The sequence below is a fragment of the Oscillibacter hominis genome (assembly GCF_014334055.1).
GTDB classification, from domain to species: Bacteria; Bacillota; Clostridia; order Oscillospirales; family Oscillospiraceae; genus Oscillibacter; species Oscillibacter hominis.
Genome location: NZ_CP060490.1, coordinates 1206694 through 1227229 on the forward strand (window position 1 = coordinate 1206694; position 20536 = coordinate 1227229).

Genomic DNA, 20536 nt, shown 5'->3' on the forward strand with positions numbered 1-20536 from the left:
ATGGGTAAATTATTTGGTACGGACGGAATCCGAGGCGTTGTGGGAGAAAACCTGACTGCCGATCTCGCATTTCGGGTGGGGCAGGCTGTGGCAGTGGTCCTGGCGGAGGACCTGGGCCGCCGCCCGGTCATCACCATTGGCAAGGACACCCGGATCTCTTCCGACATGCTGGAGTCGGCGCTGATGGCCGGCATCTGTTCCGTGGGCGGGGACGTGAAGCCCCTTGGCACCATCCCCACGCCCGCCGTGGCCTTTTTGACGGTACAGGAGCGCTCCGACGCGGGAATCGTGATCTCCGCGTCCCACAACCCCTATGAACACAACGGGATCAAGGTGTTCAACGGCCAGGGGTATAAGCTGCCCGATGAAACCGAGCTGCGGGTGGAGGAGAAAGTGCTCTCCGCAGCGCCCATGAAACTGCGCACCCGTCAGGAAATCGGCCGCCGCCACCACGGTATGCGCCAGCTCAAGCGGGACTATATCGATTACTTGGCCTCCACCATCGAAAGCGACCTGGGAGGCCTGAAGATCTTGGTGGACTGCGCCAACGGCGCCGCCAGCGCCACCGCGCCCGAACTCTTCGGACGCTTTAAGGCCCATACGGATTTCATCCACCGGGACCCGGACGGAATCAACATCAACAGCCGCTGCGGCTCCACCCATCTCGAGGACCTCTGCCGCAGCGTGGTGTCAGGCGGGTACGACGTGGGCGTGGCCTTTGACGGCGATGCGGACCGCTGCCTGCTGGTGGATGAGGCCGGAGGCGTCATCGACGGCGATCAGGTCATTGCCGTGTGCGCCGCGGATATGAAGCGCAAAGGGAAGCTCAACGGGAACACTGTGGTGGCCACGGTGATGTCCAACCTTGGGCTCCATGAGTTCTGCAAAAGCAGCGGCATTGAACTGACCTGCACCGGTGTTGGGGACCGGAACGTGCTGGAAAAGATGCTGGAATGCGACTACCGCATCGGCGGGGAGCAGTCCGGCCACACTATCTTTACCGAGTTTGCAACCACCGGGGACGGGGAGCTGACTGCATTGCAGTTTTTGCAGATTCTCAGCGCCTGCGGGAAGAGCGCCTCGGCGCTCACCTCGGGATGCCCCCAGTACCCTCAGGTCCTGCACAATGTGGAGGTGCCTCACTCCGGCGGCGTAAAAGAGCGGATCATGGCCTCCGGGGAGTTGAAGGAGGCCGTGGCAGAGGAGGAAAAGCGCCTGGCCGGGGCGGGGCGCATCCTGGTGCGCGCCTCCGGCACCGAAGCGCTGATCCGGGTCATGGTGGAGGCAAAAACGGAGTCGGAAGCGGAAAAATGCGCAATGAAACTGGTGGATTTTATAAAATCACTAAAATTTTAACAAATCATGCTTGTAAATTTGATAATTTGCTTGACATTTTCACCGGAAGACAGGTATAATACGTTATGTACAAACGCAATGAGAAAGCCAATCCCCCTTTTGAACGTCTGACAGATGAAGAGCTTTGCGCTCTGGTTGCCGCAGGCAGCCGGGAGGCGGAGGAAATCTTGGTGACAAGGTACAACCGTCTGGTGCGCACATGTGCCCGCCCTTATTTTCTGATCGGTGGGGACAGTGAGGACTTAACCCAGGAGGGAATGGTAGGTCTCATTAAGGCAGTCCGGGAATATGATGGTACCAAAGAGGCGTCTTTCCGGACTTTCGCAGAAATCTGTATACGAAATCGGCTGTATTCTGTTTTGCGCGCTGCAACAAGAGACAAACACTCCCCCCTGAATCAGTCGGTTCCATTGGATACACCCTTCTTTGAGAGTAATTCCTACACCGCGGCTACCCGGAATATGGCACAGCGCAATCCTGAAGAGTATATTATCGACAGGGAACACGCAGAAAGCGTATTGTCCGGCGTCCGAAAGCAGTTGTCCGAGTTCGAAACGAAGATTTTAGGGTTTTATTTAGATGGTCTTTCGTGTCGGGAGATTGCCGAAACAGTAGGCAAATCCCCAAAATCTGTGGACAACGCTGTGCAGCGCGTCCGGCGCAAGGTTGCGCAATATTCCGGCGAGATCAGCAAAAGCTGAACGCAATATATTTTTTCTATCAAAGAGAGGGTAAAGATCATGTACGAAGACAAGACTTTAGTGTGCAAAGAGTGTGGCCAGGAGTTCGTGTTCACCGCTGGTGAGCAGGAGTTCTATGCAGAGAGAGGCTTCCAGAACGAGCCCCAGCGCTGCAAGTCCTGCCGCGATGCCCGCAAGAACGCTGCCCGTGGTCCCCGTGAGTATTTCACCGCTGTTTGCGCAGCTTGCGGCGGCGAGGCCAGAGTTCCTTTCGAGCCCAAGTCTGACCGTCCTGTTTACTGCAGCGAGTGCTTCGCCAAGATGCGCGAGCAGAACGCCTAAGTAAAACAGCGGCTCATCTTTGCTGTTAAAAAAGCGTCCGCCAAAAGGCGGACGCTTTTTTTGAGATTTTGACAGTGTTCTCTCTATTTTCTATTGAAATGGTATGGAGATCAGGGTATAATAGGTACGCAACAATTATGCGTTGATTGCGAATTGAATTGAAACTGGAGGATACACTTCTATGGTTGAAATTACGAAAGACACCATCATTGGTGATATTTTGGATGTAGCACCCCAAACCGCACCCATCTTCCTGTCCATCGGCATGCACTGCCTGGGCTGCCCCTCTTCCCGGGGCGAGACGGTGGAGGAGGCCTGCATGGTTCACGGAATCGATGTGGACAAGCTGCTGGCCCTGGTCAATGAGGAAGCCAACAAGGCCGCTGAATAACCGCAAGACGCATACGGGGCCATTCCCCGTATGCGTCTTCTACCGATCATCAGGTGAGGTGCTGGCCGGCCACTTCACGATAGCGGAGCCTGCCGTCCTGGCGCAGGGATTCCATCAGGCTGATCCGCTCGATGAAACAGGTGGGCGGATGCACTGCGATCCTGTCGGCCTGGAATACCCCATAGGGCCGGAACTGGCGGCAGAGCGTCAGGTGGGGACGATAGGGCCTGTGTTCCAGTTGGAATCCGGCTGCTTGGAACGACTGTGCCACTTGGCGCTGTAAGTTCAGCAGGGCAGGGGAGGGTTCCACTCCAGCCCAATAGAGATCGCCAAAGGTTCCAAGCCCGCTGATCGAAAGGGGAAAGGCCTCGCCTTGTACCAGGGAAAGCGCCTGACGGGCCGCCTCCTCATTCTCGGTTTCCCCAATGAAAATCAACGTGACATGAAGGTTTTCCGGCCGGGTAAAATTGCCCCGGCCCAGCTCTTTCATCCGGCAGATGGCGGCGAGCAGGGAGGCCCTCACTGGATTTGGAAGCTGAAGAGCTACAAACAACCGCATGAAATCTCCTCCTTTTCGTTATCTTAACCTGCGGAGGGATGAAATGTCAACGTGAAGGAGGGATGAGATGCAGCGCAGATTGGAGCTTCAGCCCAGGCTTCAGGCCATCGCAGATTGGGTGCGTCCCGGCGCAAGGATCGCTGATGTTGGCACGGATCACGGCTATCTGCCGGTTTGGCTCTTGCAAACCGGTGTCGTGGAATATGCCATTGCCAGCGATATCAATGAGTCCCCTCTGGAGCACGCCCGCCGCACATCCCGGGAGTACGGCCAGCAGATGGAGTTTCGCCTGTGCAACGGTCTGGACGGGATTTCTCCCCAGGAGGCGGACACCGTGGTCATCGCCGGGATGGGCGGGGAAAACATCGCCTCCATCCTGGAGCGGGCACCCTGGACCAGGGAGGGACATATGCTGCTGCTCCAGCCCATGTCCAAGCCGGAATACCTGCGAGGCTTCCTGGCCGGCCACGGCTACCGGGTGACCCGGGAGCGGCTGGTGCGGGATAAAGGTGTTTTGTACCCCATCCTGGAAGCCAAAGGCGGCAGCATGGCGACGCCTTCTCCCGGCAGGCTCCACGGTGGGATCGCCCTTGCGTCGGACCCGCTGGAAGGGGAGTACCTGAGCAGCTTAATTGGGAAGCTCAGCCGTGCGGCACAGGGTCTCCGGCAGGCAAAAGACGGCCGGGAGAGGGCTGTTGAACTGGATGGGATTGTCCAGGAGCTTGAGAAGATGAGAAAGGAGTGGGAGAATGCCAACTGTTCGGCAGATTGAAACAAAGCTGTTTGAATTTGCACCGCTGGACTTGAAAATGGACTGGGACAATGCGGGGCTTCTGGTAGGCGATCCGGACCAGCCGGTGGAAAAGGTTCTGGTGGCCCTTGACATTACCCGGGAAGTGGCAAGGGAAGCGTCGCAGACCGGCGCCCAGCTCATTGTGGCCCATCATCCGCTCATCAACTGCAAATGGCTGCCAGTGCAGACGGTGCGCAGCGACACGCCTCAGGGCGGATTGCTGATCGCGCTGCTCAGAGGCGGTATTTCCGCCATCTGTATGCATACCAATCTGGATGCGGCGGCAGGCGGCGTCAATGACGCGCTGGCGGCCGCACTGCGGGTGAATGACCCTGGGCCGTTGACCCAGAAGGGCATTGGGCGCGTGGGCACGCTGAGCAGGCCTGTGCCCCTTGAACAGTTTGTGGCAGAGGTTTCCCAAAGCCTTCACTGCAACGGCCTGCGCTATGCGGACGGCGGAAGGATCGTCCACCGTGTGGCGGTGGGCGGCGGAGCCTGCGGCGATTTTGTGGATCAGGCCGTGGCGGCCGGCTGCGACACCTTCGTCACCTCCGATCTCGGTTATCATGAATTTTTGGATGCCAGACCAAAGGGCATCAATTTGATTGACGCTGGACATTTTCCCACGGAGCATGTGGTCTGCCCGGTGATCATCAATACTTTAAAACAGGCGTTCCCGGAACTGGAGATCGCCTTGTCCGCTTCCCATCGGGAAGTGATTCAGTACTATGTATAAGGAGAGGTTTACTTATGTCCGGACATTCGAAATGGCACAATATCCAAAAGACCAAGGGAGCGGCGGACGCCAAGCGCTCCCAGGCCTTTACCAAGATCGCCCGTGAACTCATCGTTGCGGTGAAGGAGGGCGGCAGCGGCGACCCCAACAACAACTCCCGGCTGGCCACCGTCATTGCCAAGGCCAAGGCAGTGAACATGCCCAATGACAACATTAAGCGCACCATTGACAAGGCGCTGGGCGCCGGCAATACGGACAACTACGAAAACGTGACCTATGAGGGCTACGGCCCCAACGGCGTGGCCGTGATCGTGGAGGCGCTGACCGACAACCGCCAGCGCACGGCTCCGGAGGTCCGCCACTACTTTGATAAGTTCGGCGGCAACCTGGGCGCTGTGGGCTGCGTCTCCTGGTCCTTTGACCGCAAGGGCGTCATTGTCATCGACAACTCCGAAGGGGAGTTGGACGAGGACACCGTGATGATGGACGCCCTGGAGGCCGGCGCCGCTGACTTTGAAGCGGACGGCGAGGCCCTGGAGATCACCACCGATCCCGACGCCTTCAACGACGTGGTCAAGGCGCTGGAAGCCAAGGGCTACAGCTTTGTCAACGCGGACATCGAGATGGTGCCCCAGAACTACGTGACCCTTGAGAGCGAGGATGATGTGAAAAACATGGAAAAGCTCATCGACTTCCTGGAGGAGAACGACGACGTGCAGAACGTCTGGCACAACTGGCAGCAGGACTGATACAAAAGCGGGACCGGATCGGGGATCCGGTCCCGCTTTTCCATACGTAAGAGGCCGCCGGCGTATTACGCCAGCGGCCTCGTGTACAGAACGAGTGAGACTATAAGCCGGGTTCTGTATCTGACAGTCATCTATCTTGCCGCGTTGTTGCCAACACGGTCCAGCCACCCCGGGAGCGGTCGGGCAAACCATAGCTCCCATACCGGTGTTGCTCCGAATAGAGTTTACAGCGATGGGCACTCTCGAGCCATCGGGTGAGCTCTTACCTCACCTTTCCATCCTTACCAAAGCGGTTTGACCCGGTTTGGCGGTTTATTTCTGTTGCACTTTTCCTGAAGTCGCCTTCGGCGGGCGTTACCCGTTATTCTTGCCCTGTGGAGCCCGGACTTTCCTCATAAGCGGCCTTTCGGCACAGCTTACGCGACTGCCTGTCTTACTCGTATAGTTTATTGTATCGAATCCGGCGGAAAAAGTCAATGAAAAAGCTGCTCATACAGGCAGCTTTTCGTTGCGAAATGCTGGAGGGGATGGTATAATTTTTAAGTTAAAATTTGCAGGGCGGCAGCCCCGCTTTTTGGAGGCAATCGTATGAATCTTCAGGAATATCTCCACTCCATTCAGGATAAAACCGTAGCAGTGATTGGCATCGGCGTCAGCAACACTCCGCTTTTGGAGCTGCTGGCCAAGTCCGGCATTTCTGTGACCGCCTGCGATAAAAAAGATCGGGAGGCCTTGGGAGAAACGGCTGACCGCCTGGAATCCATGGGCGTCCAGCTTAAACTGGGCCCCAGATACCTCAGAGGCCTCCGCCAGGACATCATCTTCCGTACGCCCGGCCTGCGCCCCGATGTCCCGGAGCTGTTGGAGGCAAGGGAGCGGGGCAGCGTCATCACATCGGAGATGGAGGTCTTCTTTGAAGTCTGCCCCTGCCCCATCCTTGCCGTTTCCGGCAGCGACGGCAAAACCACCACCACCACGGTGATCTCCGAATTTTTGAAAAAAGAGGGGAAGCGGGTCTATGTGGGCGGGAACATCGGGCACCCGCTCCTGGCGGAAGCAGACCAGATGCGCCCGGACGACGTGGCGGTCCTGGAGCTCTCCTCCTTCCAGCTGATGACCATGAAGCGCAGCCCCCATGTGGCAGTGCTGACCAATCTGGCTCCCAACCACCTGGACGTACACAAGGATATGGCGGAGTATGTGGCGGCCAAGGAAAACCTCTTCCTCCACCAGTCCGACGACGATCTGGCCGTCTTCAACCGGGACAACAAGATCACCTACGAGCTCTCCAAGGAGGCAAGGGGGCGTGTGCGGCTCTTTTCACGCACCTGTGAGTTGGAGGAGGGCGTCTTCCTGCGAGATGACGCTATCATCTGCCGCTCCGGCGGAGTAGAGCGTGAAGTGCTGAAAACAGAGGATATTTTTCTGCCGGGCGTGCATAATATCGAAAACTATATGGCCGCCATCGCGGCGGTGGACGGCCTGGTCTCCGACGAAACCATCCGGGAGGTTGCAAGGACCTTCCAGGGTGTGGAGCACCGCATCGAGCTGGTGCGCACCCTCCGGGGTGTCCGCTACTACAACGATTCCATTGCCAGCAGCCCCTCCCGCACCATCGCGGGGCTCCGCTCCTTTCCGGAAAAGGTCATCCTGATTGCCGGAGGCTATGATAAACACATCCCCTTTGGGGTGTTGGGGCCTGAAATCGTGGAGCATGTCAAGCTGCTGATCCTCTGCGGCGCTACGGCCGATCAAATCCGCGCCGCCGTGGTGGGCGCCCCGAATTATCGGCAGGGCTGCCCGGAGATGGTGGAGGTCCACACCCTTCAGGAAGCAGTGGAGACTGCGTCCAATCGTGCGGTTTCCGGGGATGTGGTGACGCTTTCACCGGCCTGCGCGGCCTTTGACCAGTTCCCCAATTTCATGGTGCGGGGAACCGTGTTCAAATCCATTGTCAATGATTTGAAATAAGGAAAAGCTGTCTTTGCATAGGCTTTCATGATGAGGTGAGGCCAATGCGCGGATATTTTTTCTACCGATACCGGCTGAGCCGGAAGAAATCGGCGCTGCTGCTGTTTTTTCTTGTGTCGGCCCTGCTGGCCATCGCGCTGCTGACGGCCACGTTCCAACTCAGGCCCATCCTGAGCAGCATGGCCACGGCCCGCGTCTCCAACACGGTGACCAGGGTGGTTACGGAGGCAGTGAACCAGACCATCGACAGCGGGGAGATCGACTACAGCGATCTGGTGTCTTTTGAAAAGGACAACGAGGGAAAGGTGACGGCGGTCAAAAGCAATATGGCTGAATTCAACCGCCTCCAGTCCAAGATTTTGGACCGGGTGCTGGAAAAGCTCTCGGAGGTCTCCACCAAGGAGCTGTCCATCCCCTTGGGCAGCTTGACCGGTTCCGCGCTGCTCTCGGGCCGTGGGCCGCTGATTACGGTTAAAATGCAGTCTGTGGGGTCGTCGTCGGCATCGTTGGAGAACGTCTTTACCTCCGCGGGAATCAACCAGACGCGGCATCAGATTCAGCTCAATGTGGATGTGGTCGCCAGCATCCTGATGCCTGGTTTTTCCACTGCCACCAAGGTGAGCAACTCCTTTGTGGTGGCGGAGACCGTGATCGTGGGGTCGGTGCCGGAGTCCTACACCTATTTCAATTCAGACGCGCCCATTGACGAGGATGCCAGGGAATTTATTTTGAACGGGAATTGAGGAGAACACTCATGGACTATCGTGAGGAAATGAAAAAGCTGCGGGATACGCTGAACGAGCATGGATACCGCTACTATGTTTTGGACGATCCCATCATCCAGGATTATGAATACGACCAGCTGCTCCGGCGGCTGGAGGATTTGGAGAAGGACCACCCGGAGGAAATCACGCCGGACTCTCCCACCCAGCGGATCGGCGGCCGGACGCTGGAGGGCTTTGACACCGTGACCCATGAGGTGCCCCTGGAGAGTTTGCAGGATGTGTTCTCTCCGGAGGAGGTGGAAGAGTTCTGCCAGCGGATGGAGAATCAGTTGGGCAGCGATGTGGAATACACGGTAGAGCCCAAGGTCGACGGGCTTTCCGTGGCGCTGGAATACCGGGACGGGGCCTTTTTCCGGGGTGCCACCCGGGGCGACGGCCGGGTGGGGGAGGATGTCACGGAGAACCTGCGCACCATCATGTCAATTCCCATGACGCTGCCGGAAAAGCTCCCGAAGCTGATCGTCCGGGGCGAGGTCTACATGTCCCGCAGCGTATTTGAGGAGCTCAACGCCGTTCGGGAACAAAATGGGGAGCCGCTCATGGCAAACCCCAGAAATGCGGCCGCCGGCTCCCTGCGCCAGTTAGACCCCAAAACCGCGGCAAAGCGGCGGCTGGACATCCAGGTTTTCAACCTTCAGCTTGCTGAGGGGAAGGAATTCGCCTCCCACACCGAAACGCTGTCCTACCTGGAAAGCCAGCACTTTAAGGTGATCCCCTATCGGGCGGTATCCCAGGTGCCTGAATGCCAGCAGGAGATCGTGCGGCTGAACGAAGAGCGGCTCCAGTTCCCGTTTGAAATCGACGGCGCTGTGGTCAAGGTCAACAGCCTGAGGGCCAGGGAATCTCTTGGCAGTACGTCCAAAAACCCCAAGTGGGCCATTGCCTACAAATATCCGCCGGAGAAGAAACCCTCCAAAGTGGTGGATATTACAGTGCAGGTGGGCCGCACGGGTGTGCTGACGCCCAAGGCCACCTTGGAGCCGGTCCATCTGGCCGGAACCACCGTTACCAGCGCCTCGCTGCACAACCAGGATTATATTGCGGAAAAGGATATCCGGATCGGGGATACGGTCATCGTGCAAAAGGCCGGCGAGATCATCCCGGAGATCGTGGAGGTGGACTTTTTCAAGCGCCCCAAAGGGACGACGCCCTATCAGTTCCCGGAGGTATGCCCCGTCTGCGGCGCTCCGGTTTTCCGGGACACTGACGGCGCCGCCATCCGCTGCACCGGAGCGGAGTGCCCGGCCCAGCTTCTGCAGAACCTGACGCACTTTGCAAGCCGGGACGCCATGGACATCGACGGCCTGGGGCCCGCAGTCCTGCAGCAGATGATCGAGGCAAAGCTGGTCTCCAACGCCGCAGACCTCTACGACCTGAAGGCGCCAGAGATTGCCCAGCTGGAGCGGATGGGCGCCAAATCCGCCGACAACACGGTGGCTGCCATTGAAAAATCCAAGGGCAACGACCTCTCTCGGCTGCTTTACGCCTTAGGCATCCGCCAAGTTGGGGTGAAGGCCGCAAAGGTGCTTTCCTCCCACTTCAGAAGCTATGACGCCCTTGCCCAGTCCACGTTGGAGGAGCTGACGGAGATCGAGGATATCGGAGCCGTCACGGCCCAGTTCATCCTGGACTGGGTACAGAGCCCCCAGTCTAAGGATCTGATCGAACGTCTGAAACAGGCCGGCGTCAATATGGAAAGCGTCAACCAGATGGTGGATGACCGCTTTTCCGGCATGACGTTCGTCCTGACCGGGACGCTGAGCAAATTCACCCGGGACGAAGCCGCCGCGCTGATCGAAGAGCGGGGCGGGAAGTCCGCCGGATCGGTCTCCAAGAAGACCACCTATGTGGTGGCCGGTGAGTCGGCGGGTTCCAAGCTGAAAAAAGCCCAAGACCTGGGCGTTCCCGTACTGACGGAAGAGGAATTTGAAGAGCTGCTGCGCTGAACAAAAAGGGGTATCACTGTGAAGTGATACCCCTTTTCACACATTAATCAATCAAGTCGAAATGGACTGCGAGTCATCTTTTTCAATGCTTTTCAACTCCCTCATCCGCACTTGAAAACTTTTGAAGGCCTGATGAAGGACCGCCGCCCCTATGCGGCGCCGGATCAGCCGCGCCTGGGGAACAAGCTGCGGCGCACTGCGGCCGAACAGCGATTCATCCACTGCTGGAATCAGCTCCTCCAATGCTGCGGACAGCTCCGGGTCGGCTCCGCGCTGCAGCCGGAGAAGGAAGTCCCTTGGCGTTTCTCCGGGTTTCTTCCGCCAAGGGCCTGAGCGGCATCGCCGGACCAGGCAATAGTACACCCCAGCCGGCATGTCCCGCATCCGCCACAGGAGAAGCCGCAGGTGTATCCAGCGGCGCCAGGAAGTTAATAGCCGCTTCAGCCCTGCTAAAAGGGAGACACGCCGGCGCAGCGGAGCTGCGGGCATGGCCCGTGCCGCCTTTCCTCCAATCCGCAGCTTTCCCAACTGGCGCAGCAACCAGACAAGCAGGACCAGCCCCAGCGCGGCGCAGAGAACCGCCAAGACGATCAGCACTGCCGGATTCGCCTCCGCGCTCTCCTGCGCCGCCTCGGGAAGGGAGGCGGTTCCGGGCTCCAGCGGCAGTATGCCTTCCTCGCCCATTGGCATCAGGGAGCACAGGAAGAGCAGAATCTTCCATATCAGATTCCCTATGAGCTTAACGCCGGCAACGGCAGCGCTCCACAGTGCCACCAATCCCTGGCCCGCCGGAGCGGCTGCAAAGCTGACCAGCAGCCAAACCAGGGCAAAGATCACCAGAAACATGAGCGCTACCATTCCCCATCCCCGCGCTCCCATCTGGCTGCCGGTCCGGTGGGAGATGATGCCCAAAATGGCCGCGGCGCATCCGGCGGCAATGGGAATGCCCCAGAGGGGGGAGGCCCCGGTGAGCGAGAGGTAGCCGGTGAACAGCACCAACAATATCAGGCTGAGGTCCAGGCACAGGATCAGATGGGACAGCTTCGGCGGCTCCATGGCCAGCTGGGCGCCAAGTATCGTCAGCCAGAGGCAGATGATCCCCACAAAAAGCAGCGACACCCATCCGGTTTCGCTGCCTGAAAGCAGGACGGAGAGGAACAGGGCAGTTCCCATGCCTCCATTGAGGAGCGCATAGGAGCGCATGGTGTGCTCTTGGTGTAAAAAGGCTCGATCCAGTCCGTAGAGCCCCAGAGCATAGAGCATGAGAACTTGGGGGTAGTAGGGGCTCGGAGCCCGCTGCCCCAGCGTCATCAGGTAGTAAAGGGTGCAGAAGATGCAGGCGGCGGAAAACAGCGTGGCCAAAGCGGGGAGGGGATTCTTTTCACGCATGGTTCCGACCCTCCTTTAAGCCGCAAAGGCACACCGTCTCAAATTCTCCGTAAGGCTCCGGCTCACAGTAGGTGAGCAGAGACATACAGGTGTGGTCCAACCGCCGCAGCAGCGGCCGGCCGGTCAGCGAGGCGATGTCATAGGAGATGTAATAGAACCGGCCCACGCTTCCCGCGGCCTCATACAGCACATCCGTGTCAAAGTCGGGAGGCTGCGAAAGGATGTTTCCGGAGTCCGCGTCCCGCTTTGGCTCCATAGGCTGGTAAGCGGCCAGAGCACACAGCAGCTCCTCAATGCTGGAGGAGGCAGGAAAGAGATTGACCGGCTCGCAGCCCGCTCCGCGGCAGAGGCTGAGCCCGCAGGGGACCTGCCGCTCCGAAAGCAATACAAGCTCGGAGGCGAGAATGCTAAGGGCATCCTCCATCTCCTCCGGATGCGGAGCACTGCCGCTGAAGCTCTCCCCGTCAAACAGGAAGTGGACCGTTTGAGGCAGGATTTCCTCATAGACATTCACTGTCAGGGGAAGTCCCTGAGCCGCCAGGCGCCAGTTCATGTGCTTGAGGGAGTCGGTGGTCATGTAGTCCCGGGTGGAGCGTATGATGGTTGGATCCTCCATCACGCCCCGTGTGCCGCTCTCCGCATTCCAGAGATTGCGCAAAAAAAGGTCCGGCGCCACGTCGATAAGCCTGGGATATACCGCAAACCGCCTATCGTTTTCGATGGACCGCTCCACCTGGGCCAAGCCGAATCCATCGCCGGTGCGCAGCCGCCAGCCCTCCACGGAATAGACGCCCCGGCAGTTTGCGCTCCAGCGGCTCTGAAAACGGAGGGTTTCATACCAGAGGAGAAAGGAAAACCGCCGCTCACCCACCAGAGTGGTGGAAGCGCCGCTGCGTTCCAGCGCAGGAGCCTCCCAGTCATCGGGAGGCCGGCTGTCCTCCGGCGTCAGACAGAGGCTTTTCGCCAGGGGAAAGAAAATCTCCAGCCAGATCACAGGCAGGAATTTCTCATTCCGCACCTCCATCTCAAAAATAGCCGTCTCGCCCGGGAATAGGCCCCGGCTGGCGCCAGAGACAGAGACGGAGACCCTCCGCAATGAAAGAGCGGCCCACAGCCGGGAGATTCCGGAGAGGAGGAAGACGAACATCAGTGCGGCGGCCAGCTGCCTCTGTCCAAAAAATGCCGCCAACACGCAAAAAAGCAGTTCCAGCCCCAGAGCCGGCAGGGAGACCAGGTTGCTGGAGCGGCTAAAAATCGGTTTATCCCTCATGATCCAGTGTGTCCAGAGAGGGGGACGCCTCGGTTTGCGCCAAAACCTCCTCCAGGACCTTTGAGGAGGTTTTGCCGGAGAACCGGGCGCTGCTCTTTAAGATCAGGCGGTGTTCCAGCACGGGATGGGCCAAAAACTTTACGTCGTCCGGGGTCACATAGTCCCTCCCCTCCATGGCAGCCCAGGCCTTTGCGGCCCGATAGAGGCCGCGGGTGGCGCGGGGGCTTGCCCCCATCATCAGCTGGGGATGGCTGCGGGTCCTGTCCGCAAGCGCCACGATGTAATCCGCCACGGAATCGGAGAGGTAAATGCCGGCAATCTGCCGCTGGGCTTCCACCAGCTCCGCGTCATTTGTGACGGCGCGCACCGTATCAAAGGGAATCTCGTCTCCCAGGCTGCGGAGCATTTGCCGCTCTTCCTCCGGCTGGGGATACCCCATACTGATTCGGATCAGGAATCGGTCCATTTGTGCGGCAGGGAGGCGGAACGTACTCTCCGATTCAACAGGGTTCTGGGTGGCCAGCACCAGGAAGGGGGAGGGCAGGGAAAAGCGCTGCCCGTCAATGGAGATCTGCCGCTCTTCCATGGCCTCCAACAGGGCGGACTGTGTGCGGGGAATGGCCCTGTTGATCTCATCGGCCAAGAGCAGGTTGGTCATGATGGGGCCCTGCCGCATTTCAAAGTCACCGGTTTTCTGATTGAAAATCTGCATCCCGATGATGTCGCTGGGCAGCATGTCCGGCACAAACTGGATGCGCCCGGAACGGCAGCCCAAGGCAAGGGAGATGGACTTCACCAGCGTGGTCTTGCCCACGCCGGGAAGGTCGTCCAAAAGCACATGGCCGTTGGCCAGCACAGCCATGATAATCAGGCGGATGCGGTCGGATTTTCCCACAATGATCTTTTCCGTCTCAGCTTGTATGTCCTGGGATAGCTTGCAAATGTCCATTCTGGATTCTCCTTCAGGTAGAAAATAAATAGCAAATAAATATCGTTTTTTATTTTAGCCGCTTTTTTCTAAGAAGGCAAGCTGTCCCAGAAAACCGCCGTCAGAATTGTATGGAGAAAGGCAAAACAATAGAAAAAGGGGTACCACAATCAAGTGATACCCCTTTGCGGCTGCTCATTTACTTGTCAAATGACGGGTTCATATAGTAGACATTCTTCTCATCCAAGCGGTCTTTCAATAGCCGCAGGCCCTCGCCGAAGCGCTGGAAGTGGACGACTTCGCGCTCACGCAGGAACTTGATGACGTCCCGGACATCGGGGTCTTCGGTGAAGCGCAGAATGTTATCATAGGTGAGGCGGGCCTTCTGCTCAGCCGCCAGGTCTTCCGTCAAGTCGGCAATGGTGTCGCCGGAGACAGAAATCGTGTCAGCACTCCAGGGGGAGCCGGACGCAGCGACGGGATAGACGCCGGCGGTGTGGTCCACAAAGTACTGGTCAAAGCCAGCTTGTTTGATCTGATCGGCATTCAGGTTGCGGGTCAGCTGGTGCACAACCGTGCCCACCATTTCCAGGTGGCCCAGCTCTTCCGTGCCGATATCGGTCAGCAGCCCCTTCAGCTCAGGATAGGGCATGGAGTATCTCTGGCTCAGGTAACGCAGGGAGGCGCCAAGTTCCCCGTGGGGTCCACCGTACTGCGAAATGATCAATGCAGCCAACTTGGGGTTGGTGTTCTTGATCCGAACCGGGTACTGAAGTTTTTTCTCATATAGAAACATCAGTCATTTCCTCCTACTTCCCAAGGCCAGGGATTGTTCAGCCAGGCATACCCCTCTTCCGGGGTGAGGTCCGTCTGCAGAAGGGGGCCGTACATCTCCTGGTACTTCTTCCGGCCTTCATTCGCCAGCTTGATATAGGACCAATACAGATCCAAAACCTCTTGATCCTGGGGATGGGTGGTCAGATAAAGGCCCAGTTCGTCAATGGCGAAATCCAGGGCCATCAGCTCTGCCAGCGCAGTGTTTACCTTCAGGTTGCTGGTGACAGCGGCATGAAACGGCAGATCCAGTCCGGGGAACAAGGTTCCGGTGGCAAGGGCCTTATTCTGGTCATAGCGCTCCGGATTGTTGCACTGCATGGAGACAAAGGGATAGGCAAGTGAAGCACAGGGGCCGGGGAGCCCGCCCTGGCCCGTGCTGCAAGTGTTGGGATTGGGTTGCAAAGCATATTCCTCCTTTGAGCGCACAGCGGTGCGTTCAAACCAGTCTATGCGCAGGGCATGGACTGTGAAACAGGAGTTTCATTCCATTCCAAGATATGTTATACTATGAAAAAGCATATTGGACAGCTTTTCCCCCATAGGATGCTTGGGGGTGGATGAATTGGTATTGATTATTCGAAAAAAACACGGTGTGCTTGCTGGGCTGTTCTGTCTGTTTGTGGCTGTGTTGGCCGTTGTCTTGTGGCAGGGAAGGGGACAGAATGCAGCAGTCTTTGCCCCGGGTCTGAGCGGACCCGCTACGGTGGTCATCGATCCCGGGCATGGGGGCGAGGACGGCGGAGCTGTTGCATCGAATGGAACAACAGAGAGCGGCATCAATCTGGCAGTGGCGCTGCGCCTCGATGACGTGATGCGTTTTCTCGGCCATGAAACGGTGATGACCCGCAAAGAGGATATCTCCGTATACACGGAGGGCGCTAAGACTCTGCACGAAAAGAAGGTATCTGACCTGAAAAACCGGGTGGCCCAGATCAACGGGACAGCAGGAGCGGTGCTTATCAGCATTCATCAGAACAGCATGCCGTCGGCCCCCTCTGTCCACGGTGCCCAAGCCTTTTACAACCGGGCGGAGGGCAGCACCGAGCTGGCCGGTGCCGTACAGGAGAGTTTAAACCAGTCCATCAATGCAGAGCAGGGGAAAACGGCCAAAAAAATACCGGATTCCATTTACCTGATGAAGCATGTGACCTGCCCGTCGGTGATTGTGGAGTGCGGTTTTTTGTCTAACACGTCCGAAACGGAGCGCCTTCAGACCGATGCCTACCAGACGGCGCTGGCCGTATCCATCGCGGCGGGATACCAAAGATATTTAGCAAATGAGGGAACGGAATGAAATCCAAGATACGGTTTTACTGTACAGAGTGCGGAAATGAATACCCCAAATGGGCGGGGAAGTGCCCGGCATGCGGCGCGTGGAACAGCATTGTGGAGCAGCCGGAGACCCGCAGGGGAAAGACCGCCTCATCGTCATCCATCGGCGGAGTGCGAAAGGCCCGGCCGGTGACAGACCTTCAAACGGCCGAGGAGATCCGCTTTCAAACCGGCATAGGAGAGCTGGACCGGGTGCTGGGAGGTGGAGCCGTGCGGGGCTCCCTGGTGCTGGTGGGCGGCGCGCCGGGAATCGGGAAATCCACATTGATGCTCCAGATTTGCAGCAGCCTGTGCGAGTTTTCCAAGGTATTATATGTATCGGGCGAGGAATCGGAGCATCAGCTGAAGCTCCGGGCCCACCGCCTCCAGGTGGAGAGCGACCAGTTGTATGTGATCTCCGAGACCAATCTTGGGGATGTGCTGGAATCCGTCCGGGAGGAAAAGCCGGATGTCCTCATCGTCGATTCCATCCAGACGCTCTATGATGAGGGTCTGGAGTCTCCGGCGGGCAGCGTGGCCCAGGTGAAAAATGCCACCATGTCTTTGATGCAGCTGGCCAAAGGGGAAAATTTGACGGTTTTTGTCATCGGCCACGTCAACAAGGAGGGGGCAATCGCCGGTCCAAAGGTCTTGGAGCACATGGTGGACTGCGTGCTCTACTTTGAAGGAGACCAGCGGATGAGCTACCGCATTTTGCGGGCAGCCAAAAACCGGTTTGGCGCCACCAATGAAATTGGGGTTTTTGAAATGCGCAACGAGGGCTTGATTGAGGTGGAAAATCCATCGGAAATGCTGCTTTCCGGGCGGCCGGAGGATGCGCCTGGAACCTGTGTCACCTGTGTCATGGAGGGCGCCCGGCCTGTGATGGCCGAAATCCAGGCTTTGGTGGTCCCCAGCAGCTTTTCCACGCCCCGGCGCACCAGCAATGGGTTTGATTACAACCGGGCAGCCATGCTGATGGCTGTGCTGGAAAAGCGGGCAGGCCTGAAAGTATCCTCCTGCGACGCATATCTGAACATCATCGGAGGGCTCTATCTGGACGAGCCCTCCGCCGATCTGGCCGCAGTGATTGCCCTGGCCTCCAGTTATCTGGATCAGGCCATCAGCAATGACCTGGTGGCCATCGGGGAAGTAGGGCTCACCGGGGAACTGCGCAGCGTAAACCACCTGGAGCAGAGGCTATCCGAGGTACAGCGGCTGGGGTTCAATCGATGCCTGATTCCGGCAAAGCGGAGGGAGGATTTACGGATTCCATCCGGTCTTCAGCTGATTTCTGCCCATAACATTGGTGAGGCGCTGCGTGCGGTGCTGCACCGTTGATCCTTGGGATATAGTGGACGCACGTGCCGCTGTGGGACGGCAGCCCTGCGGCGGACACACAGTCCAGCGTGCAGACGCCATCGCATTGATACATGCACTGGCTTGTACAAGGGATCAGACTCATGGAAGCATCAACCCTTTCCAAATTTGATGTTAGTATCTCACGTGGATTGGAAATTATCATTTCAGGCAAAAGAGGACAAGCGGGAGGAGGAAAAGAAAGGCACAGGAGGAATTGAACAAAATAAAAATTTTGTTCAAAATAGGGTAGAGCCAAAGCCAGTCGACCGATCTACGGATGGTGATTCATACGGCGTACAGCGCTGGCTCTATCGTACAGGATTGCCTTTCTATAAAATTATGATTGACTATCAGTCGCAAGCGCCGCAGATCCTGCGGGATTTTCTCTCATACCACGAAACCATCAAAGCCCATTCCCAGAAAACCGTGGACGAATATTTCCTGGACCTGCGAAACTTTTTCCGCTACTTGAAAAAAAGCCGCAGCCCTGTAGAATTCAGCGGCAAGGATTTGGACGAGATTCCCATTGATGATGTGGATTTGCCCTTTGTCAAAGCAGTCACTTTGACGGAGATCTACGGTTACATGACCTATCTCAGCCGGGATCGGGTCCAGCATCCAAACAGCAAAGACTCTGACTATGGATTGAATGCGGCGTCCCGGGCCAGAAAAATCGCCACACTTCGTTCATTTTTTAACTATCTTACCAATAAGGCCCATCTGCTCACGGAAAACCCGGTCAAAGACTTGGACAGCCCAAAAATCATGAAAACACTGCCCAAATACCTGACATTGGATGAAAGCATGCAGCTTCTCCGTTCGGTAGGCGGCAACAATCAGGAGCGGGACTACTGTATCCTCACTCTGTTTCTCAACTGCGGCCTGCGGATATCGGAGCTCATTGGATTGAATCTGAATGACATTCAGGACGACGCCCTGCGGGTCCTTGGCAAGGGAAATAAAGTGCGCATCGTCTATCTCAACGACGCCTGCAAAGACGCTTTGCGTCAATATCTTGCCGTGCGGCGGCCCATCTCCGGAAGAGATCGGAACGCCCTCTTCCTCTCTTCCCAAAACGAACGGATCAGCCGTTCCACCGTCCACGCCATGGTGAAAAAGCGCCTGGCGGAAGCCGGGCTGGACAGCGAGCAGTATTCCTCCCATAAGCTGCGCCACACGGCGGCCACACTCATGCTGCAAAACGGTGTGGACGTGAAGGCGGTCCAGGAGGTTTTGGGGCACGAGCACTTGAATACAACGGAAATTTATACCCATATCGACAATGAAGCGCTCCGTGTTGCTGCAAAGGCAAATCCCTTGTCGCATATGATGAAGTCTGACAAAAAGAAGGATTGAATCTAAAAAAGAAGGCCGCCCATGAGGACGGCCTTCTTTTTTATGTTTACCAACCCCAGAGCGCATCGTCCGGGATCGTGCCCAGCCTCCAAAGGGAGATGCCGGTCACACCTAAGGATTTCGCGGCATTGAGCGCGACTTCCACCGCTTCCCTGTTTTCATACCACAGGAAGTAACGGCTCCCGTCCTCCGTCCGGTAGATGGCGTAAGGCATTTGGTATTCGGAGGACCAGCCGGTCACGGTATCGGCCTGGGCCAGCCGCTTGCTCACGGTCTCCTTGCTGGGATAGACCGGCGTGCCGGAGAGCAGCTTGCCGTTTTCATCGATCTGCCAGGCAACCTGCTTGGCGCTGAAGCCCAAGGAAACCTTGGAGAGGTCTCCAACGCCGGTATCGGTGTCTGCAATGGCCTTCAGCGAGGCCCACACCTGATCGATGGGCGCGGGTACGGCGGTTTTATAATACTCTGTGCCCAGGTAGCCGCTAAGGTCCCGGGTATCGTAATCATAGGCCATGAGGATCACCTGATCCGCCAAGTTTCCAATGGCGGCGTAATCATAGCCATCGTAGTAGCTGCCGGTGACCAGAACCGGTGAGACGCAGACAGAAAGGGTCTTCCCCATCGCCTTCAGTTCCGTGGAAAGCTGGGTGAGGAAGCTGGTGAAGTCCTCCCGTTGGGCGGAACGGAGTCCCTCAAAATCAATGGTAACGCCGCTGTAGGGGTTTCGGCCAATGGCATTGTAGGTGACGGTCAGTTCATTTACAATCTGTTCCACCGCCTGGGTACGGCCGGCATCCGAGGCCAGCATGCCCTGCAAGCCGCCGGAAGTATCCATAAAGACGCTCAGATTTACAGCGATACCGCGGCTGCTCAGATAATCCGTCACCTCGCTGTAGCCGCTGGGAATGCAGTATTCATTTCCATTGGCACTGGTGGTCGCAAGGGATGCGGCAGCCCCATCCCAGTTCATGCGGCTCCAGCCGACGCTGACCGCGTCCATCTCATCGCTCAGGCCCAGCTGGCTGTAGGAGGAGATGGCATAGAAGGCGTGGTTGAAGGTGGTGTCCCGGTTGATCTTCTCATAGATGCGCACCAGCATGGCGGCCGCCTGGCCGCGTGTGGCGGTTGCATTGGGGCTGAAGGTAGTGGCGGACGTGCCGTTGGTCATGCCGATGCTGTAGGCCACATAGATGTAGCCGGCGCTGTCCCCTGAGACATCCGTAAAGGGCAGGCTGAAGCGGCAGGCGGCAGCCTGGCCTTTCCAGGTCTGGCGCACCAGGGCGGCCGCGGACTTCAGCCCCAGGGCGCGCACCAGCATCTCCGCCATCTCTGCGCGGGTGATGGCATCGCCGGGCCGGAAATTTGTGCCCGCGTCAAAGGTATCGTGGGCCAGCGCGGACTCTATGTACGGAAAATAGTAGCTGTCCGTGGAGAGATCACTATAAGATGATGAGGCGGGCAAAACCGTATCCCAGCCGAACATCCGGACCAGCACAGTGGCAAACTGCGCCCTTGTGATGGATTGGCTGTACCCGAAGGTGCCGTCGGTAAATCCGTTCATCAGCCCATACTGAGCGGCGGATTCAATTTCCGGCTTCAAAACGCTGTCCTGCGGAACGTCTGAATACGCAAATGCCGGCGTGACAAGGGCCAAGGCCAGCACCAGCGCAAATACTTTCTTTCCCATGGCGTCGTCTCCCTTTTGTATTTGGTACAATTCAGAATACTGCAAATTTGTATCCGACTTGCATCCGATTGCTGGTTATTATACGCCG

At 57.6% G+C, this 20536-nt stretch carries 20 protein-coding genes and 1 other RNA gene; 13 read left to right on the forward strand and 8 right to left on the reverse strand.

What is annotated here, in order from left to right; genetic code table 11:
- From glmM to H8790_RS06080, 4 genes are all read left to right on the forward strand, one after another.
- Nucleotides 1-1356, forward strand: a complete 1356-nt coding sequence (gene glmM / locus H8790_RS06065) for a phosphoglucosamine mutase (protein ID WP_187333991.1) — start codon at nt 1-3, stop codon at nt 1354-1356.
- A 65-nt stretch (nt 1357-1421) separates the two neighbouring features.
- On the forward strand, nt 1422-2057 hold the full coding sequence (locus H8790_RS06070; RefSeq protein ID WP_187333992.1) for a sigma-70 family RNA polymerase sigma factor: 636 nt from the start codon (nt 1422-1424) through the stop codon (nt 2055-2057).
- 39 nt (nt 2058-2096) lie between these two features.
- Entirely contained in the window at nt 2097-2378 is a 282-nt protein-coding gene (locus tag H8790_RS06075; RefSeq protein WP_187333993.1) for a zinc-ribbon domain containing protein, read from the forward strand.
- A gap of 181 nt (nt 2379-2559) precedes the next feature.
- Nucleotides 2560-2769 (forward strand): DUF1858 domain-containing protein, encoded by a 210-nt coding sequence (locus H8790_RS06080; protein WP_187333994.1) that lies wholly within the window; start codon nt 2560-2562, stop codon nt 2767-2769.
- Between the two features lie 49 nt (nt 2770-2818).
- Here H8790_RS06080 and thpR read toward each other — a convergent pair whose 3' ends face one another.
- Nucleotides 2819-3328: an RNA 2',3'-cyclic phosphodiesterase gene (gene thpR / locus H8790_RS06085; RefSeq protein ID WP_187333995.1), complete on the reverse strand. Its 510-nt coding sequence runs from the start codon at nt 3326-3328 to the stop codon at nt 2819-2821.
- Nucleotides 3329-3395: 67 nt separating this feature from the next.
- Here thpR and H8790_RS06090 point away from each other — a divergent pair, with 67 nt between their 5' ends.
- From H8790_RS06090 to H8790_RS06100, 3 genes are read left to right on the forward strand one after another with little or no spacing between them, the layout of a single operon-like run.
- The gene (locus tag H8790_RS06090; RefSeq protein ID WP_187333996.1) at nt 3396-4100 is read left to right on the forward strand and encodes a class I SAM-dependent methyltransferase; all 705 of its coding nucleotides are present in this window, start codon (nt 3396-3398) and stop codon (nt 4098-4100) included.
- Nucleotides 4078-4857 carry a Nif3-like dinuclear metal center hexameric protein gene (locus H8790_RS06095; protein ID WP_187333997.1) on the forward strand — a complete coding sequence of 260 codons (780 nt, stop codon included), beginning with the start codon at nt 4078-4080 and terminating at the stop codon, nt 4855-4857. Before H8790_RS06090 ends, H8790_RS06095 begins: the two co-directional genes overlap by 23 nt.
- A 14-nt stretch (nt 4858-4871) precedes the next feature.
- Nucleotides 4872-5606 (forward strand): YebC/PmpR family DNA-binding transcriptional regulator, encoded by a 735-nt coding sequence (locus tag H8790_RS06100; RefSeq protein WP_187333998.1) that lies wholly within the window; start codon nt 4872-4874, stop codon nt 5604-5606.
- Between the two features lie 87 nt (nt 5607-5693).
- On the opposite strand, the gene rnpB is transcribed toward H8790_RS06100, so the two are convergent.
- Nucleotides 5694-6046, reverse strand: an RNA gene (gene rnpB / locus H8790_RS06105) — RNase P RNA component class A.
- Between the two features lie 148 nt (nt 6047-6194).
- Here rnpB and murD point away from each other — a divergent pair.
- The 3 genes from murD to ligA are packed head-to-tail and all read left to right on the forward strand — an operon-like array spanning nt 6195 to nt 10308.
- Nucleotides 6195-7577, forward strand: coding sequence for a UDP-N-acetylmuramoyl-L-alanine--D-glutamate ligase (gene murD / locus H8790_RS06110; protein ID WP_187333999.1), 1383 nt, complete (start codon nt 6195-6197; stop codon nt 7575-7577).
- 44 nt (nt 7578-7621) lie between these two features.
- Nucleotides 7622-8320 (forward strand): sporulation protein YunB, encoded by a 699-nt coding sequence (gene yunB / locus H8790_RS06115; RefSeq protein WP_187334000.1) that lies wholly within the window; start codon nt 7622-7624, stop codon nt 8318-8320.
- Between the two features lie 11 nt (nt 8321-8331).
- On the forward strand, nt 8332-10308 hold the full coding sequence (ligA, locus tag H8790_RS06120; protein WP_187334001.1) for an NAD-dependent DNA ligase LigA: 1977 nt from the start codon (nt 8332-8334) through the stop codon (nt 10306-10308).
- Nucleotides 10309-10359: 51 nt separating this feature from the next.
- Here ligA and H8790_RS06125 read toward each other — a convergent pair whose 3' ends face one another.
- The 5 genes from H8790_RS06125 to H8790_RS06145 form a co-directional block, all read right to left on the reverse strand.
- Nucleotides 10360-11697 (reverse strand): DUF4129 domain-containing protein, encoded by a 1338-nt coding sequence (locus tag H8790_RS06125; RefSeq protein ID WP_187334002.1) that lies wholly within the window; start codon nt 11695-11697, stop codon nt 10360-10362.
- Complete coding sequence (locus H8790_RS06130) at nt 11690-12967, reverse strand: DUF58 domain-containing protein (protein ID WP_187334003.1); 1278 nt, start codon at nt 12965-12967, stop codon at nt 11690-11692. Before H8790_RS06130 ends, H8790_RS06125 begins: the two co-directional genes overlap by 8 nt.
- Complete coding sequence (locus H8790_RS06135; RefSeq protein ID WP_187334004.1) at nt 12957-13916, reverse strand: AAA family ATPase; 960 nt, start codon at nt 13914-13916, stop codon at nt 12957-12959. Before H8790_RS06135 ends, H8790_RS06130 begins: the two co-directional genes overlap by 11 nt.
- A gap of 178 nt (nt 13917-14094) precedes the next feature.
- Nucleotides 14095-14691: a manganese catalase family protein gene (locus tag H8790_RS06140; RefSeq protein ID WP_187334005.1), complete on the reverse strand. Its 597-nt coding sequence runs from the start codon at nt 14689-14691 to the stop codon at nt 14095-14097.
- Nucleotides 14691-15134 (reverse strand): spore coat protein CotJB, encoded by a 444-nt coding sequence (locus H8790_RS06145; protein WP_243208582.1) that lies wholly within the window; start codon nt 15132-15134, stop codon nt 14691-14693. The genes H8790_RS06140 and H8790_RS06145 overlap by 1 nt, the downstream gene beginning before the upstream one ends.
- A gap of 151 nt (nt 15135-15285) precedes the next feature.
- On the opposite strand from H8790_RS06145, the gene H8790_RS06150 reads away from it, so the two are divergent.
- The 3 genes from H8790_RS06150 to H8790_RS06160 all read left to right on the forward strand — a co-directional run bounded on the left by H8790_RS06150 (nt 15286) and on the right by H8790_RS06160 (nt 18761).
- Complete coding sequence (locus H8790_RS06150; RefSeq protein WP_243208583.1) at nt 15286-16026, forward strand: N-acetylmuramoyl-L-alanine amidase; 741 nt, start codon at nt 15286-15288, stop codon at nt 16024-16026.
- Nucleotides 16023-17384, forward strand: coding sequence for a DNA repair protein RadA (gene radA, locus H8790_RS06155; RefSeq protein ID WP_187334006.1), 1362 nt, complete (start codon nt 16023-16025; stop codon nt 17382-17384). Before H8790_RS06150 ends, radA begins: the two co-directional genes overlap by 4 nt.
- 360 nt (nt 17385-17744) lie before the next feature.
- Entirely contained in the window at nt 17745-18761 is a 1017-nt protein-coding gene (locus tag H8790_RS06160; RefSeq protein ID WP_187334007.1) for a tyrosine recombinase XerC, read from the forward strand.
- A 46-nt stretch (nt 18762-18807) separates the two neighbouring features.
- On the opposite strand, the gene H8790_RS06165 is transcribed toward H8790_RS06160, so the two are convergent.
- Nucleotides 18808-20448, reverse strand: a complete 1641-nt coding sequence (locus H8790_RS06165) for an S-layer homology domain-containing protein (protein WP_187334008.1) — start codon at nt 20446-20448, stop codon at nt 18808-18810.
- Nucleotides 20449-20536 lie beyond the last annotated feature (88 nt).

What these genes read in the sequence shown, in the direction of transcription:
- glmM (WP_187333991.1), top strand. Translation starts at nt 1, where the DNA reads ATGGGTAAATTATTTGGTACGGACGGAATCCGAGGCGTTGTGGGAGAA.
- H8790_RS06070 (WP_187333992.1), top strand. Translation starts at nt 1,422, where the DNA reads ATGTACAAACGCAATGAGAAAGCCAATCCCCCTTTTGAACGTCTGACA.
- H8790_RS06075 (WP_187333993.1), top strand. Translation starts at nt 2,097, where the DNA reads ATGTACGAAGACAAGACTTTAGTGTGCAAAGAGTGTGGCCAGGAGTTC.
- H8790_RS06080 (WP_187333994.1), top strand. Translation starts at nt 2,560, where the DNA reads ATGGTTGAAATTACGAAAGACACCATCATTGGTGATATTTTGGATGTA.
- thpR (WP_187333995.1), bottom strand. Translation starts at nt 3,328, where the DNA reads ATGCGGTTGTTTGTAGCTCTTCAGCTTCCAAATCCAGTGAGGGCCTCC.
- H8790_RS06090 (WP_187333996.1), top strand. Translation starts at nt 3,396, where the DNA reads ATGCAGCGCAGATTGGAGCTTCAGCCCAGGCTTCAGGCCATCGCAGAT.
- H8790_RS06095 (WP_187333997.1), top strand. Translation starts at nt 4,078, where the DNA reads ATGCCAACTGTTCGGCAGATTGAAACAAAGCTGTTTGAATTTGCACCG.
- H8790_RS06100 (WP_187333998.1), top strand. Translation starts at nt 4,872, where the DNA reads ATGTCCGGACATTCGAAATGGCACAATATCCAAAAGACCAAGGGAGCG.
- murD (WP_187333999.1), top strand. Translation starts at nt 6,195, where the DNA reads ATGAATCTTCAGGAATATCTCCACTCCATTCAGGATAAAACCGTAGCA.
- yunB (WP_187334000.1), top strand. Translation starts at nt 7,622, where the DNA reads ATGCGCGGATATTTTTTCTACCGATACCGGCTGAGCCGGAAGAAATCG.
- ligA (WP_187334001.1), top strand. Translation starts at nt 8,332, where the DNA reads ATGGACTATCGTGAGGAAATGAAAAAGCTGCGGGATACGCTGAACGAG.
- H8790_RS06125 (WP_187334002.1), bottom strand. Translation starts at nt 11,697, where the DNA reads ATGCGTGAAAAGAATCCCCTCCCCGCTTTGGCCACGCTGTTTTCCGCC.
- H8790_RS06130 (WP_187334003.1), bottom strand. Translation starts at nt 12,967, where the DNA reads ATGAGGGATAAACCGATTTTTAGCCGCTCCAGCAACCTGGTCTCCCTG.
- H8790_RS06135 (WP_187334004.1), bottom strand. Translation starts at nt 13,916, where the DNA reads ATGGACATTTGCAAGCTATCCCAGGACATACAAGCTGAGACGGAAAAG.
- H8790_RS06140 (WP_187334005.1), bottom strand. Translation starts at nt 14,691, where the DNA reads ATGTTTCTATATGAGAAAAAACTTCAGTACCCGGTTCGGATCAAGAAC.
- radA (WP_187334006.1), top strand. Translation starts at nt 16,023, where the DNA reads ATGAAATCCAAGATACGGTTTTACTGTACAGAGTGCGGAAATGAATAC.
- H8790_RS06160 (WP_187334007.1), top strand. Translation starts at nt 17,745, where the DNA reads ATGATTGACTATCAGTCGCAAGCGCCGCAGATCCTGCGGGATTTTCTC.
- H8790_RS06165 (WP_187334008.1), bottom strand. Translation starts at nt 20,448, where the DNA reads ATGGGAAAGAAAGTATTTGCGCTGGTGCTGGCCTTGGCCCTTGTCACG.